At 35.9% G+C, this 15,103-nt stretch carries 11 protein-coding genes and 1 pseudogene; 5 read left to right on the forward strand and 7 right to left on the reverse strand.

What is annotated here, in order from left to right; genetic code table 11:
• The first annotated feature begins 77 nt into the window (after window positions 1-77).
• Entirely contained in the window at window positions 78-1,415 is a 1,338-nt protein-coding gene (locus tag AC6BKE_RS10350) for an AAA-type ATPase lid domain-containing protein (RefSeq protein ID WP_036121141.1), read from the forward strand.
• A gap of 137 nt (window positions 1,416-1,552) precedes the next feature.
• Here AC6BKE_RS10350 and AC6BKE_RS10355 read toward each other — a convergent pair whose 3' ends face one another.
• Window positions 1,553-2,527 (reverse strand): proline dehydrogenase family protein, encoded by a 975-nt coding sequence (locus tag AC6BKE_RS10355; RefSeq protein WP_036121138.1) that lies wholly within the window; start codon window positions 2,525-2,527, stop codon window positions 1,553-1,555.
• 544 nt (window positions 2,528-3,071) lie between these two features.
• On the opposite strand from AC6BKE_RS10355, the gene AC6BKE_RS10360 reads away from it, so the two are divergent.
• Window positions 3,072-3,671: a TetR/AcrR family transcriptional regulator gene (locus AC6BKE_RS10360; protein WP_499856780.1), complete on the forward strand. Its 600-nt coding sequence runs from the start codon at window positions 3,072-3,074 to the stop codon at window positions 3,669-3,671.
• 46 nt (window positions 3,672-3,717) lie between these two features.
• Here the strand turns inward: AC6BKE_RS10360 and AC6BKE_RS10365 are convergent, their stop codons facing one another.
• Window positions 3,718-5,085 (reverse strand): S41 family peptidase, encoded by a 1,368-nt coding sequence (locus AC6BKE_RS10365; RefSeq protein ID WP_499856782.1) that lies wholly within the window; start codon window positions 5,083-5,085, stop codon window positions 3,718-3,720.
• Between the two features lie 189 nt (window positions 5,086-5,274).
• On the reverse strand, window positions 5,275-6,606 hold the full coding sequence (brnQ, locus tag AC6BKE_RS10370; protein WP_499856784.1) for a branched-chain amino acid transport system II carrier protein: 1,332 nt from the start codon (window positions 6,604-6,606) through the stop codon (window positions 5,275-5,277).
• Between the two features lie 250 nt (window positions 6,607-6,856).
• On the opposite strand from brnQ, the gene AC6BKE_RS10375 reads away from it, so the two are divergent.
• On the forward strand, window positions 6,857-7,750 hold the full coding sequence (locus tag AC6BKE_RS10375) for a C40 family peptidase (protein ID WP_499856786.1): 894 nt from the start codon (window positions 6,857-6,859) through the stop codon (window positions 7,748-7,750).
• A gap of 87 nt (window positions 7,751-7,837) precedes the next feature.
• On the opposite strand, the gene AC6BKE_RS10380 is transcribed toward AC6BKE_RS10375, so the two are convergent.
• Together AC6BKE_RS10380 and secA2 are read right to left on the reverse strand one after the other, a co-directional pair.
• Window positions 7,838-8,734, reverse strand: a complete 897-nt coding sequence (locus AC6BKE_RS10380) for an accessory Sec system S-layer assembly protein (RefSeq protein WP_036121124.1) — start codon at window positions 8,732-8,734, stop codon at window positions 7,838-7,840.
• Window positions 8,734-11,097, reverse strand: a complete 2,364-nt coding sequence (gene secA2, locus AC6BKE_RS10385; RefSeq protein WP_499856788.1) for an accessory Sec system translocase SecA2 — start codon at window positions 11,095-11,097, stop codon at window positions 8,734-8,736. Before secA2 ends, AC6BKE_RS10380 begins: the two co-directional genes overlap by 1 nt.
• Before the next feature lie 225 nt (window positions 11,098-11,322).
• On the opposite strand from secA2, the gene AC6BKE_RS10390 reads away from it, so the two are divergent.
• Both AC6BKE_RS10390 and AC6BKE_RS10395 read left to right on the forward strand, forming a co-directional pair.
• Window positions 11,323-12,390, forward strand: coding sequence for a glycosyltransferase family 4 protein (locus AC6BKE_RS10390; RefSeq protein WP_036121117.1), 1,068 nt, complete (start codon window positions 11,323-11,325; stop codon window positions 12,388-12,390).
• A 315-nt stretch (window positions 12,391-12,705) separates the two neighbouring features.
• Window positions 12,706-12,998: pseudogene (locus tag AC6BKE_RS10395) on the forward strand (transposase); the annotation flags it as partial.
• Window positions 12,999-13,182: 184 nt separating this feature from the next.
• Here AC6BKE_RS10395 and AC6BKE_RS10400 read toward each other — a convergent pair.
• Together AC6BKE_RS10400 and AC6BKE_RS10405 are read right to left on the reverse strand one after the other, a co-directional pair.
• A complete protein-coding gene (locus tag AC6BKE_RS10400; protein ID WP_058843858.1) occupies window positions 13,183-14,238 on the reverse strand; it encodes an LCP family protein in 1,056 nt (351 codons plus the stop codon).
• Between the two features lie 148 nt (window positions 14,239-14,386).
• Window positions 14,387-15,022 carry a YigZ family protein gene (locus AC6BKE_RS10405; protein WP_036121111.1) on the reverse strand — a complete coding sequence of 212 codons (636 nt, stop codon included), beginning with the start codon at window positions 15,020-15,022 and terminating at the stop codon, window positions 14,387-14,389.
• Between the last annotated feature and the right edge of the window lie 81 nt (window positions 15,023-15,103).

The following is a 15,103-nucleotide window of genomic DNA, read 5'->3' on the forward strand; positions in this document are numbered from 1 at the left end:
CTTAAAATTTTTTCAATTTTTGCATCTGTTTTTCGTATTGGTGTTAGAATAAGCTTAATGGAATACAGGAGGACAAGATGGATAATAATGTACTACAAAGTATTTATAAATATGTCATTGAAAAAGGTGATATGGGAATTTGCGTCGTAGATACGGATGGCAAGTTGCTCATATATAATAAAAAAATGAGGGAATTAGAGGGTGTTAACGAAGATGAGTTTGAGGAAAGGCGAGCCTTAGAGATTATTGATTTTGAGATTGAAAAAAGTGATATTTATAAGGTCCTCAGCTCTGAAACACCCATTTACAATATCAAAAAAACGTATTGGAATAAAAAAAATCAAGAAGTGACCTATATAAGCAATATTTATCCGTTGCACTATGAAGGTGCTTTAGTGGGGGCTGTGGAATTTGCGCGAGATATTACACAGCTTGAATATATGATGTATCAGCCATTAAGAAGATATGGAGCACCATTGACATTTGATATTATCACCGCTGTATCACCAGTCATGAAGGATGTTATTGAAAAAGCAAAGATTGTAGCGCTAAGTAGAATGCCTGTTGTCTTAATAGGGGAATCAGGTACAGGCATTGATATGGTGGCTGAGGGAATTCATCATGATCTAAAGGTTCAAAATGATATGTTTATTGCTTTAATTTGCCGTCGAGACGAAAAAACGGTTTTAAAGCAATTTGAAAAATATATTATTGAAAAGGAAAAAATCACTTTTTTTGCAGAGCGTATCGAATATTTATCGCTTGAAGCACAGGAAAAGATTGTTGAGCTTTTTAATAATCACCCAAATCATCAGCATGTTCTAATCGCTAGTGTTGGCAAAGACCCAATTGATTTAATTCAAAAGCAAGAGCTATCTAAAAAGCTGTATCGACTTTTTTCTGGCATCACAATATATGTACCACCTTTACGAGAAAGAAAAGAGGATATCATGCCCTTTATCGATGACTATTTCAAACGGCATCGTGATAGCTTTGGCTCATCAATTCAAGGGCTTTCAGAAGAAGTGCGTGAAACCTTTTTAAAATATGATTGGCCAGGTAATCTAAAGGAATTGGAAGTTCTATTGGATGAAATTACGTCGTTGATTACCAATGAAATGATTGTGGAGTCACATATGTTGCCTGTCCATTTCAAATGGAAAATCCAAAGCTCATGTGAGGAAACGGAAAAAGAAGTATCTACGAGTGACTTGTTTGTAATTAAAAATCAGCAGGATATCCGACCGTTAGACGTCTACATGAAAGAGGTAGAGGAGTACTATATTTCGAAGGCGTTAGATTTTCATCAGGGGAATATTTCTAAAACTGCTGCGGCATTGGGGATTCGTCGTCAAAGCTTACAATATCGCGTTAAAAACTATAAGCTCAATAAAAAAAGCGAAAACATTGATTAACGATGTTTTCGCTTTTATTGTTGATTTGATGGATAGAATCACTAAATTGATGGATAGGGCTATCTAACTGGTGGATAGACTCCCAAAAGTGACGGATAGAACTATCTAACTGATGGATAGCATCTAGCTTGTAATGATTATTTTCCTTTTTTTGAAAGGCGACCAAGAGCAAATGCCGCAGCTCCTAAGCCGATTGCCATATTTGTTTTTTTATTAAACACTTGTTTTGTCACAAGTGCCACATTTTGTGGGCGTTCTGCTAAACGGCGCATAAAGTAACCGTACCAATCGTTACCAAATGGTAGGTATGTGCAGAAGTTAAAGCCTTCACGTGCAAGATCTAGCTGCATTTCTTTACGGAAACCATATAGCATTTGGAATTCGAATTTTTCATTTGGAATATTATGTTGTTTCACAAATTGTTTTACATGGTTAATAACATTATGGTCATGTGTAGCAATCGAAGTAAATTTACCATGTAATAAATGATACTCGATTAGTTTTAAATAGTTGCGATCAATATCACCTTTTGATTGATATGCTACATTTTCTGGCTCTTTGTAGGCACCTTTAACGATTCGTAATCGGAAGTTTTTGTATTTCTCAATATTTTCTTCTGACTCGAAGAAGTAAGCTTGAATAACTGTACCTACGTTATCAAACTCTTTGTGTAGTTCCTCTAATAATTCAAAAGAGCTGTGTAAGCGTTCGTAGTTTTCCATATCGAAATTTACGAAAATGTTATATTGATGTGCCAGAGCCACGATTTCTTTTAAGTTTTCGTAGCAAAATGCATAATCAATATCTAAACCTAATTGAGAAGGTTTAAGGGAGATGTGAGCATCAAGCTTTTCATCATGAATAGCTTGAACAACAGCTAAAATATTATTTTTTGCAGCTGTTGCTTCTGATTTTTCGTAGACGAATTCGCCTAGATTATCGACTGTACATGAAATATTAGCATTGTTTAATTCTCTAATCGATTGCACAACTTCAGGTAAGCTTGTTCCAGCAACTACACTTTGAGCACCCATTTTTAGACCATATTTTTGTGCAGCGCTATTTAATAATTTGTTTTCTGATAAGTAAATGAAAAAATCACGTAATACCATCATATGCCTCCAAAATTGAAAATTTTAAATTCTTGGCGATTATAACACTTTTTTTGAAAAGTAAAATGGCTAGATTTTTAGAAAAAATTTTTTTGAAGAAGCGATAAGGGGAGAAAACTATTGTATTGATTGACTTTTGAAAGTGAAAAAAACAAATAAAAAAATTTTTTTCAATAAAAGGGACTTTTCAAAATAATAGTTTTGAATTATGTTGAAAGGTATGTGTATTACACAAAGTATGTAATTGTTAAGAGAATTTTCTGATATTTAATTAAGGTGCTCAATTGATTTTTGAGTCCTTTTGGTATTTTAATATAATGTTAAAAGTAATTATCTTTAGAAGAAATTCTAAGATAATTACTTTTTTATTTCCATTATAAATATCATATTAATAGTAGTTCATAGTAAAAAAAAAGTGGGTGTATTATAATAGAATGGTGTATAATCATGGATAAAATATGTACAATTTGTGAAGATATAGTTACTTTTGATTTGTAATACTGAAGGCAATATGACTACTTTAAACTAAGATAAGGTGGAAAGTATGGCAAGAGGCAGAAAATTTAATTCAAATGGAGAGCGAAGCAAACAAATATTACTTGAAAAAGCGATAGAGCTATTTTCTGATAAAGGTTATTATCAGACAAAAATTAGTGACATTGTAAAGGCTGCCAATGTAACACAGCCTACTTTTTATCTGTATTTTAAAAGCAAGGATGCCCTTTATAATGATTTAAATATACAATTCCAAAGTGGATTTTTGGAAGCGCTGGAAAGTCAATCAACTGAAATTGTTGAAAACGGCTTAATAGGATTTGTCACACTGTTAGAGCAAAAGTTATTAAACTTGTTCATTTATATTACGGAAAATCCCAAATTGACAAAAATCGGTTTTATCGAATCAGAGCAATCCCATATAGTGAAAACACAACTGACACAGCAAATTATCCACCTAATTTATCTTCATGATTGCGACAAAGATTTGCAGATGTATAGTGTGGATATGAAAATAATGATAGACAGCTTAGTCGGATCAATGGAGCGACTCATCATAATTTATTTATTAGAGCAAAAAAAATTACCTGCTGATCTGGCAAATGATATTATACAATTATATTTTGGGAAAACAAAAGAAACGATATAAAAAATTCCTCTCAACGATAAAATGTCTATCGATGAGAGGAATTTTTTTACTGGTTTATTTTTATATGCTGATAGTAGCCTTTTTGACCCTTGCTATTTGCATGAATAAGTAGCATATATTCTTGATCTGCTACTAAAGGTTTTGCAGGGGTAACGACAAGTGTTTGCCCTTCAACTTTAGCAGTTATAGATACTTCATTTGCCCCTAAAGCAACTAGTTGAACGTGACCTTTAGCAATTTGTGAAGAAAGAACTGCAGGAATTTTCACACTTACTTTTTCTTTTGTTGCATTACTCTTTGCAGTAGATAACTTTCTATATTTTGGATACTGTTCCTTTAGAGCATCAAAATGTGCTTGGAAAATAGGAGCTGATGTTGTTTGTATATTTGGCTTAACCCCTACTTCGTGAATAGTCTGACTAGCAGGTCCTGTAAATTTACCGACTGTTAGCTTTAAATAACTTCCATCATGTAAGGTATAAAAGCCTTGCATAGCACCTTTTCCATAGGTTGTTTCACCATATAATATAGCCGCCTTTTGGTCTTTTAGTGAGGCGGAGAGCATTTCAGAAGCACTAGCACTATAGCGATTCACGAGAATACGAGTATTTTTAGGAAACTTTGTGTCTTGGTGAACTGCTGGTATCGTGTAGGAGGCGTGTGCTTCCTCTAATAAATAGGCGATTTTAGCAGATGGGAATAATCCTGTCATTTCTTCCGCTGTTGTCACATAACCCCCACCATTATTTTGTAAATCCAATATGAACGATGTTGCACCACGTTGTTTTAAGTCAATAAGCGCTTTTTTGACAAGCTGTGCGCCATCTTCAGAAAAGGAAGCCAACGAAATATAGCCAACATGTCCAAACAGTAATTCAGATTGTACATTTGGTAATGTGAATTTTTTTCGTGTAATAGTTTTAGTTGTTGTCGTTTCATTACTATGCTTGATTGTAACCTTCACTTGGGTCCCTTCATTACCGATTAAGAGGGAAGAGGTTTCTTGTGTAGAGCGACCAATAATAGACTCACCATTAACAGCAATGATGATATCTCCAGCCTTAATACCGGCTTCAAAGGCGCCGCTACCTTCAATTACTTGTAAAATATGAATCCCATCTTCGTGTTCTTCAATTATAACACCAATCCCAATTGTTGATAGGTTAATGCTATTCATATAATCCTCAAATTCTTGCTTTGTAAAATAAGTGGAATATGGATCAAGCATCTCCATGATTTCTGAGATGGACGTGGCTTTCTCTAAGTTTCCATCGATTGTTCCAACATAAGTATTTTTAATGATCTCCTTAATTTCCTTCATAAGCTGTTGATCATTACTTGCAGCATGAGTAGCCGTGAAAGGAATTAGAAAGAAGGCTAGAACAAATACAAACGACCACATTAATTTTTTCATTGGACACCTCTTTTCTAGAACTCGAAAAAGGAATGCACCATGCTCATTAGGCGTTTAATGGATGGATACATTTTACAATTGAGTATCTATTTTTTATTATACATGAGCTGTAGGAATTGTGGGGGGATTAAATAAGATAAAAGAATCTGCCTGTTATGAACAACAAGCAGATTCCAATAAATTATTTTTTTATTTCGCTGAGGCGTTATTAGTTAGCTTATGAATCATAATGCCAATAAATGCGCCAACTATGGCTGGTAAAAGCCATCCTAAATTTTGCTCATACAGAGGCAATGCTTTTAGCATGTTTTCATACGGCGCGATTTCTACCTTCATTTCTTTTAAGCCACCGTAAAGGCTAACAAGGAAAGTTGGAATGAGCGCTAAAATATAAACAATTTGTTCACCTTTAAAGAAATGGTCCGCTAATGATAATACCATCAATACCATCGCCAGTGGATAAATGATTAACAGTACAGGTAAAGATGCACTAATAATTGTTGAAAGACCAACATTTGTAATAGCTGCACTAATAATAGTGAAGACAATCAAAAATGTCTTGTACGAGATTTTTGGGAAGAGCTTGTGGAAATATTGGGCATTAGCAGTTAATAAACCGACAGCCGTTGATATACAAGCTAGTAAAATAGTAGCAGACAAAATAATACTTCCAAGACTACCAAAAAGCACTTCCGCTGATTTTGCAATAATATCTCCGCCATTGGCAGAGGCACCAATTGCAGTAATACTTGTATTCCCAATATGACCGAGTGAGATATAAACGAAAGATAAACCTATAGCCGCAACCACACCGGCAAAAATCGTCGTATTGATTTGCTTTTTCTTATCTGTCATGCCCATATCACGTAAAGCTTGTAAAATAACGATACCGAAAACAAGTGCACTTAGAACATCCATTGTTAAGTACCCTTGTACAAAGCCTTCAGCAAAAGGAGAGCTAATATATTTTCCTGCTGCTTCCCCTGGTTCTCCCATTGGAGAGATAAAGCTTTTGACAGCGAGCAATAAAATAACTAGAAGCAGGGCAGGTGTTAAGATTTTTCCTACTCGATCGACAAGCTTCGAAGGGTTAATAGAGAGATAAAGAATTAGGGCGAAAAATAAAATAGATGTGATTAAAAGCGGCGCCCAATGCCCCTTCATCGCTTCAGGAAGGAACGGTGCAATCCCTATTTCATAGGACACAGATCCAGTTCGCGGTACAGCGAAGAACGGTCCAATGGCTAAATAAACAATGGATGTAAAGATTACGCCAAAAGCAGGGCTAACACGATTGGCAAGCAGCTGTAAATCGCCTCCTGCTTTGGCGACAGCAACGATAGCTAATAGTGGTAAACCGACACCTGTTATTAAGAAACCGATCATAGCAACTGTGATATTTTCACCTGCTTGTTGACCTAATAACGGTGGAAAAATAATATTCCCAGCACCCAAGAATAAGGCAAATAATAGCAATCCTACTGCTAAATTTCCTTTGATGAAATGCAAGATGTTTTTCATAAGTATAAAAACTCCTTTAAGATTGAAAAGATAAAACTTTCTAAAAATTTTAAATACAGAAGTGTATGTTATCATAGGAACAAGAATCTGGCAATGAATATATTATTGCAATATAGTCGGATTTTGTCGTATTCTATAGGATTACTAAAATGTTTGAAAAATAGTCAGTATTTCCGATTTTTCATGAAGCAGTTATCTAGTATGATAGACACACAAGGAAATATTCTAGCACGAACGGAGGCAATTTGGTATGCAAAAGACAAAAAAATGGAGAATTCTTGTTTTAAGTACTATCGCAACTTCCTTTTTAGCACTACAAACAGCAGAAGCAGCAACTTACACCGTACAAAAAGGCGATACTTTATCCAAAATCGCGCAACATCATCAAGTTACGATTGAGGATATTATGAAGTGGAATAATCTATCGAAAGATACGATTTTTGTAGCTCAAAAGCTTGAAATTCAAAAGCAAACAACGAGTGAGGGGACAAAACCTTCAACCCCATCAACATCTGTCAAACCTACTGCTGGCTCTCATACAGTGGCGAAAGGTGACACATTATCAAAAATTGCAAAGCAATATAATGTGTCAATTAAAGATATACAGGAATGGAACAAGCTTGAGAAAGACATAATTTACATTGGACAAGTATTAAAGATTTCTTCAGGAGCCGTGAAACCCGGGGGTGAATCTATACATAATAATGTGACTTCAGATACGGGCACACCATCCAAAGTGACAGATAAAGATCCTACAGCAAATGGACAAGCTATTTATAAAAAAACAGTTGAAGTGGCAAATACATTGGTTGGGACACCCTACTTATACGGTGGTAATACGCCAGTGGGTCTTGACTGCAGTGGATTTATTTTCTATGCCTTTAATCAAGGCGGATTAAAAATAGGAAGAACAAGTAGTGAGGGGTATTTTAATGGCAACACAACACTTGTGGAAAACCCAGTACCAGGAGATCTAGTTTTCTTTGAAAATACATATAAAGAAGGTATTTCTCATATGGGCATTTATATTGGGGATAATAAATTCATCCACGCGGGCACAGATGGTGTAGAAATTTCAGATGTTACTTACGCTTACTGGTCTTCTAAACTAGTAGCTTATAAACGTTTTGATAGTGTGAAATAAAAAAGGAGTGATTTTTACTTACGCAGAAATCACTTTTTATATGACATAAACAAACCCCCTTCTTAACGAAAGAAGGGGGTTTTGATGTTATTGTGTAACACGCGCTGTCCAACGGGAGAGATCAGCATCATTTGCATCAACAAGCTCTGCTGGGAAAACAAATGTCCAAGGCTTAGTTGAGTTTGGTTGCACAGTTAAGATTGGGTCCATTTTAAATGAACCTTTGGCAATTTGTTTGCCTGTTGCATCAATAATTTCTAATGGCAATTGTTCAAGATTAATTGCTTTATTGTGGCCATTGCGGATAAAGATCGATACATTTAAATTACCATTTTCAGCTAGCTTTGCCTGTAAACCTGTGAAGTTTACCTCTGTTTCGCCTAGCTCTGGTAATGTTTTAACGATTTTTTCAAGCTCCTCTTTTTGAGCTGCTGGTAATTGCTTTTCCCAAGATGGATCAAGCTCTAATTGGTGTCCGCGAAGGGAAACAAGGTTAAAGGCAATTTTCCAGCCTTCTTCAGGAACCTCATCAACTTTGATTGTAGACTTGTCAAATTCGAATACCCATGGACGAGCACTTTCTGCTGGAATTGTGCCAAGTGCTTTAAAATCGAATTTTTTAGATGCTACAAGCTCATCATTTTTATCCATAATGAATAGTTCGATTTCACCTAGCTCAATCGCTTGTGGTAAAGATGAACGGAAAAATGCACGTACTAACCATTTTCCACCACGACCTTCTTCAATACTAATAGAAGATAGAGATAATTGATTTGGTTTCAATGGTTCTAGCTCATTAGCAAGGAAGTTAAAGATATATTTTTGCTCCTGAGGTACGTCCCATTCTGGATGGAAAGAAAGCTTTGTTTCAACATCACGGTTTTCACCTTTATTTGTAGAAACAGTACCTAGCAAGTCTTTTGAGTCAATTGTGTTTTCTTGAACGATTTTATCTGATTTTTTAAAGAATGAAAATAAGCCCATTATTGTTCCTCCTGCTGTGCTTCAATTGTTTTCATGAAGCTTGTAATTTCTATAATGATTGAACGACGTAGTTCTTGGAAATTTTTACCGAACAATTCCAGTCCTTCACGTTGATAAATTCGCATCGGATCTTCTTGTTGATAATGACGTAAGCCTATTCCTTCTTTTAAATGCGCCATGGCTTCCAAATGTCTTACCCAGCCACTATCGATGTAGCTAAGCATAACTTGAGGGATAGCTTGAAGTATTTGCTCATTTTCAGAGAATCCTTCGATTTTATTAAGTAGTTCTAGTTCAGATGGTTCGATATCTGCTAGTATCTGTTTAATTCTTCCGACCTCACGATCGATTGTAACAGGCGTAATGAATAGTGAGTTTAATGTTTGCTCCATACGATCATAATCCCATTCGATAGAAGAAACATCTTCTGGTGCAGCATCACGAACAGCAAAATCAACTGTTTCACGTAGCATTTTTTTCAGCTCGCCCATTAAGTCTTCACCAGCTAAAATTTTGTCACGTAATCCATAAAGAACCGTGCGTTGATCATTAATAACATCATCTAGTTTTAAGTTGTATTCACGCATGCCGTATTGAGAACCTTCCACAATGCGCTGCGTACGATCTATAAGCTCCTGCACCTCTTTGTTTTGAATAATGCCATTTTCATCTGTGACCATTTTTGCAGAGAATTTTTCAACTTCTTCTTTTGCGTAACGACGGAACATATCATCTTCAATAGAGAGAATGAAGCGGCTTTCGCCTATGTCTCCTTGACGACCTGAACGACCACGTAACTGATTATCTACACGTCGACTTTCATGCTTTTCTGTACCCATTACATATAAACCACCAAGATCATGCACTTCTTCCCCTAGCACGATATCTGTACCACGACCAGCCATATTTGTTGCTACAGTAATACGACCTTTTTGACCTGCTTGTGAAATAAGCTCTACTTCTTGCTCTACGGTTTTTGCATTGAGTAATTGGAAAGTTAATTTTTCTTTTTTTAGATAATCAGCAACCGTTTCGGACTGTAAGATTGATGTTGTACCAATGAGAATTGGTTGACCTTTTTCATGACGTTTTTTAGTCTCAGCTGCAACATATTTATATTTTGCCTCTTGGGTGCTAAAAATAATATCAGGCTGATCGACACGTTGACGTGGACGGTTGGTTGGAATTTGCACAACTTCCATACCGTACACTTCTCGAATTTCCTTTTCCTGTGTTTTCGCTGTACCCGTCATCCCAGAAAGTCTCGGATACATACGGAAATAGTTTTGAATTGTAATTTGCGCCATTGATTTATTTTCATCCGTGATGGTAACGCCCTCTTTGGCTTCAATTGCTTGATGTAAGCCATCAGAGAGTGAGCGACCTTCTAAAATACGGCCAGTAAACATATCAACAAGCTCAATTTTGTCGTTTTTAACGATGTAATCTACATCACGTTTAAACATGACGTGTGCACGAACTGCTTGAATCACATAATGGAAAAGTGTTTGATGTTCTAAATCATACAGATTATCAATATTGAAGGCAGCCTCAACCTTTTCAATACCTTTGTCTGTTAGGGAAGTAGCTTTTGTTTCTTCATCAAAATCATAATCTTCCTCGACTTTGAAACGTTTGGCTAGCATGGCAGCAATTTGATGTAATTCGTTATTCGATGCCATTTTACCTGCGATAATGAGAGGTGTTTTGGCCTCATCAATCAGGACACTATCTACTTCATCAATAATGGCAAAGTGATATGGTCGTTGAACCTTATCTGCCAAGCTATGAGCCATATTATCACGTAAGTAATCGAAACCGAATTCAGTTCCAACACCGTATGTAATATCTGCGTTGTAAGCTAATTTTTTTTCATCTTGCTCCATCATCGGTACATTTAAACCAACAGTTAAGCCAAGGAACCGATGGATTTGACCAACTAACTCATAGTCTCGTTTTGCAAGGTAATCATTTACTGTGATAACGTGAACGCCTTTACCTTCTAATGCTCGTACATAAGAGGGAAGGGAAGCAACGAGTGTTTTACCTTCACCTGTAGGCATTTCAGCGATATTGCCTTCAGTCAATACAAGACCACCGATAAGCTGTACATCAAAATGACGCATACCTAATACACGCTTTGAGGCTTCGCGTACAACTGCAAAGGCGTCCGGGATGATTGATGTAATAGGCTCACCTTGTTCTAATTGATTTTTGAAAATAAAAGTCATTTCTCTTAATTCAGCATCTGACTTGTTAACATACGTTTCTTCAAGATTATTAATTTGATCTACTATTTTATAGTAGCGCTTTAATTGACGAGCACTAGTTTGCTCTTTGTTACTTTTGAAAATTGAGAACATGAAATATACGCTCCTTTAAAGTTGTCTACATGCTAGACACTTCATTATTTTATCAAATTTTGCGAATGGTGACTACAATTGACTGTATAGGAATCTGTGAATGCTAAAATGTACAAAATATTTGTGAAATCGTGGAAAATGTTTAGAAAAAGTATATTTCAATGCTTGTTCATGCTATAATCAATTTGGATTTCAATGTAGATTATTTATTTGAGGAGGAGAGACATGCTTTACGTGTCTTTAATAGCAGCGTTCGTTGCATCCATTTTGTTAACTCCATTAGTGAAACGTTTAGCGTTTAGAATAGGTGCTGTTGATGCACCAAACTACCGAAAAGTACATGCTCGAATTATGCCAAGACTTGGCGGCTTAGCCATTTTCCTTGCGTTTATAATTGGTGTGACGATTTTATATTCATTTTTAATCCATACTAAACATGGTAGTCCCGAATCTTTGTTAGCAATCATTATAGGTGCTTGTATTATCGTTGCCACTGGTGTTATTGACGATATGCGTGAGATTTCTGCCAAGGCAAAGATGATTGGTCAGCTAGGTGCCGCACTAATTGTTGTTTTTGTAGGTGGAATTCAAATTGAAATGGTTAACTTACCATTCTTAGGTACATTAGACTTTGGTTTACTAAGTATCCCATTAACAATTATTTGGATTGTTGGGGTTACAAATGCTATTAATTTAATTGATGGCTTAGATGGCCTAGCAGCAGGTGTTTCTACAATTGCACTCATTACATTAGCAATCATGGCGTTTATTATGAGCAATATGTTTGTTTTAGCGCTAGCAGCCATTTTAGCTGTAGCTTCACTTGGTTTCTTATTTTATAATTTCCACCCAGCGAAAATTTTTATGGGTGATACAGGGGCATTGTTCCTCGGATTTATGATTTCCGTGTTGGCATTACTTGGTTTTAAAAATGTTGCATTCGTAGCTTTAATCATCCCAATTATTATTCTTGGTGTACCGATTTCTGATACATTCTTTGCGATTGTTCGTCGTGTACGCATGAAGAAGAAATGGTCTGATCCAGATAAATCTCACTTACACCACCGTTTACTGGATATGGGCTTTACACATCGTCAAACTGTATTAATTATTTATGGCATCGCGATGATGTTTGGATTAGCAGCGATCATCTTCTCTATGGCAAAATTATGGGGAGCTATTTTACTTGTAGCTGTTATTTTAACAGCCATTGAAATCTTTGTTGAGGTCATTGGGCTAGCAGGTAAAAACTATAGACCATTATTAAACTTTGTACGGATTTTCAGTAAATAAAACGAAAGCAATCATACATTTTGTATGATTGCTTAGACTGTAGATAAACTCAAAAAAATTGAGATTATCTACAGTCTTTTTTTATTAAAACCGTCGATTGATGCTAAAGGCGGGGGCGAGTTGCTACCCTCGCTTTGTTATTGCCACTACTTCGCACCAATCAGCTTCTACATAAAATACTTCATCGTGAACGATTAGAGATGTTAACGATCGATTAATAAGTACCTAAGAAGCATTTAGTACGAAAATGAAAGAAATCGCAACGAATATGGCGTATTGCCAATATAACCATGCATCACAATGTACAGAAAATAACTCATTCAACACCATATTTGGGAATTATATTTAGAGGAAGCTGAACATTTACGACATTCCTATGACAGCAAACCAATTTATGCAAAGCGCAAAGAGACGATTGAATGTGTCTTTGCGGACGCGAAGCAAAAGCATGGATTGTGATGGAAAAACCTTAAGAGATCTAAAAACATTGTTCATGCAGGTGAGGCTTACTTTTGCTGCCAAAGAAACTGGCTACTTGGATGTATAGCTTAAAAGAGCGCTTCTCAATGTCTTTCTTATTGATAAGCATAAATAGCAACTTTGAGTGAACTATTACGGACGGACATTACCATTAGAATGTATAGGAAATAGAAAGGGAGGAAAGCTAAAATAGGCTTGTTTAACTAGTTCATGACAGGGTAAATGAAAAGAGCAGTTTAATCTTTGGGGAAGTAATATAAAAAGCCCCTAGACAAGATGGCTTGTCTAAGGGCTTTGGAAAGTCATTACTGGTTATTCAATGGCTGAATTATCATCGCTTGCAGCACTGTCTGTTCCTGAAGTATTGCCACTTGTTAGGCTTGATGAACTTTCATTTCGTCCAAGATGGTTATTGAAGATTTCCTTCACTTCATCTACAGAATCCTGATTTAACTGATAATAATAAATACCAGTAGACATGTCATCTGTACCATCCAATGTTAAAGAGTCGATACGTGGAGCACCTTTTGATAAATAAGATATGAAGGATTTCATTTCAGTGAATGTCATATCTGTTTTCATGTTATCACCAAGGGCTTTAATGACATCATCATACTTTGTGATGGAACCAACAGAAGCAACTTTTTTGATAATAGCTGAAAGAATTTCTTGTTGACGTTTACCACGCTCAATATCACTATCTTGCTTACGTGTTCTTGCAAGGGCAAGAGCCTCACTACCGTTTAAATGCTGTAAGCCTGGCTGTAAATTGATTGTGAATTTATCAAATTCATCTAATTCGTGTAAAGCATAAGGTACCTCTGCTTCAATACCACCGAGTGCATCGACAACGTCAATGAAGGCATTGAAGTTCATACGCACATAATAGTCGATTGGAATGTCAAATAGTTGTTCTACTGTTTCGATAGTAGTAAGTGTTCCACCCATTGCATGAGCATGAGTAATTTTATCTTTATAACCGACCTTAGGAATATAAACGTAAGAATCACGAGGAATACTTAACATTTTAATTGTATGTGTTTTGTTATTTAACGTAGCTAAAATAAGTGCATCGGAACGTGAGTTTTCAGAACCCTGTCCACGATTATCACTATCATCAACCCCGACAAATAAAATAGATACATTATCATGTACTGGCTCTACTTTTTCTTCTCGCTGAGTAGAAACCTGTCGACCTTCTAATTCCTCGTATGCTGAGTTTGCAGCATGCTCTACCTGTTTTGTAAGGTAAACACCATAAGCCGTTACACAAATCACCAAGCTGGCAACTAATAGTAGTGTAACTTTTATAATTAAGGAAGCTTTAGAAGATCTTTTTTTGTACGGTTTAACAGATCTTTTTTTCATATTAGATATATTCTCCTCTAATTATTGGGAATAATAATGCGATAAAGCTAAATTTTATTCAATTACAATAAAGCAAACGAATGGTCAATAAAAATAGCCTAACAAAAAAATTATACTATGCATATTTAGTTTCGACAATTAAAACTATTTATTTGACAATAAATTCTATAAATTGAGCATCTTCGAATGTAATGGATGCTTGTCCATTTGTGATTTCTGTAATCCAATTTCGGAACTGCTCTTCTTCCTCTTTTAACACAGAAGTAATGATTTCGACACCCTCTAAATACCGTATTTCCTCTAAAGAGTAAGATGAACCTCTTATTTCATTTTCGACTTTCCCTAGCCATGTGTAATCAATGGCTACCTTCATGAAATGATGAAGTTTACGTTCAACTACTTGTGCAGCAATGAGACCCTCTGTTGTCGCTTTCCCGTAAGCACGAATGAGACCACCGCCACCGAGCTTAATACCTCCAAAATAGCGAGTAACTACGACGACCGTATCTTTTAAGCCTTGTTTTTTTAAGACCTCTAACATAGGGACGCCAGCCGTACCACTAGGTTCCCCGTCATCATTCGCTTTTTGAATATGATCATGCTCACCAATAATATAGGCTGAGCAGTTATGTGTTGCATTATGATGCATTTTTTTTATACGATCTATAAAGGAAATTGCATCCTCTTCCGTTTCTGCACGTTCTATATAAGTGAGAAAGCGGGATTTGGAAATAACAATTTCGCTTTCACCATATCCTTTTACTGTTAAATAGTTTTCTCTCATCCGTATCAATCTCCTTTTAATTAGAGTTCTATTCTATAATTTTCGTGTAGAAAAAGCATTAAATTTTAGCATGGTAATGCT

The sequence above is a fragment of the Lysinibacillus sp. COL-1 genome, assembly GCF_059814265.1.